The sequence below is a fragment of the Mesorhizobium sp. M7A.F.Ca.CA.002.15.2.1 genome, assembly GCF_003998715.1.
In the GTDB taxonomy this organism is placed as follows: Bacteria; Pseudomonadota; Alphaproteobacteria; order Rhizobiales; family Rhizobiaceae; genus Mesorhizobium; species Mesorhizobium ciceri.
Window position 1 is genome coordinate 1 of the sequence record NZ_RZPI01001067.1, and the last position, 1,085, is coordinate 1,085.

At 65.2% G+C, this 1,085-nt stretch carries 1 protein-coding gene and 1 pseudogene; both read right to left on the reverse strand.

Translation table 11 applies throughout. The annotated features are described in order from the left end of the window. A pseudogene (locus tag ENZ74_RS32635) lies at positions 1 to 214 on the reverse strand (ABC transporter permease); the annotation flags it as partial. Further along, a partial coding sequence (locus ENZ74_RS32640) for a substrate-binding domain-containing protein (RefSeq protein ID WP_127313327.1) occupies positions 211 to 1,085 on the reverse strand: 875 nt, incomplete at its 5' end. The gene ENZ74_RS32640 and the pseudogene ENZ74_RS32635, both read right to left, overlap by 4 nt.

The window sequence follows — 1,085 nt, forward strand, 5'->3', positions numbered from 1 at the left end:
GGATCGCAGCCGCCAGCAGCAGCGCCTGCAGATTGGCGACGCTGAGAAAGACCGGCTGGGCGATGCCGAAGACGATGACGAGGCCGACCAGGCCGACGACGGATGCCCAGTCGGCCCAGAAGGAGGGATCGAGGAGGAGAGCCGCCAGGGAGGGACGGCTCTCCTCCGCACCCGCCGAATGGGCGGCGGGCGCGTTGTCTGCAGGTGTGCTCACTTCAGCATCTCGCGGAAGGGATCGGGATAGTCGCCGCCGGGACGCGGAAAATTCTTTAGCGACGCTTCGGCATTGTCCTTGTTGATCAACAGCACAGGTGCCGGCACGTTGGCCGGCAGTTCCTTGCCCTTGGCCGCGACCGCACAGGCTTCGACGCCCATGGCGCCGACGACATAGGGGTATTGGGCGACGGTGGCGGTGAGTTCGCCTGATGCGATCGACTTCAGCGCATCGACAATGCCGTCTAGGCCGATCACCTTGACGTCCTTGCCCGACGTCCGCACGGCGCGCTCGACGCCAAGGGCCATGATGTCGTTGGCGGCGAAGAAGCCGGCGAGGTCCGGATGGGCGGCGAGGATATCGGTGGCGGCGGTCAACGCCTTTTCGCGATCCCAGTCAGCGCTGACCATCACCACGATTTCGAGCTTGCCTTCGACGGCCTGCCTGAAGCCCTTGATGCGGGCGTTGGAGCCGACATCGCCGACGATGCCGGCGACCAGCGCGACCTTGGAACCCTTAGGCACCAGCTTCAGCATCTCTTCGCCGGCCAGCACGCCTGCGGCGACGTTGTCGGTGCCGATATAGGTCGAGACGGCAAAGCCGGCGGCCTTGGCCTGCTCGGGGTCGATGGTCGAGTCGATGTTGACGATCGGCTTCTTCTTTTGGGCGACCGGCACCAGCGCCTGGACGAGGTTGGAGACGCTGATCGGGTTGACCAGGTAGCAATCGAAATCCTGCATGGCCATGGCGGTCAGGCGGTCGGCCTGGCCGGTGGCGTCACCCATGTTGGCGGCGGCCTGGACGCTGACACTGACGCCGTTGGCCTTGGCCTGCTCCTCGATGCCCTTCTGCATGGTCTGGAAGAATGGAT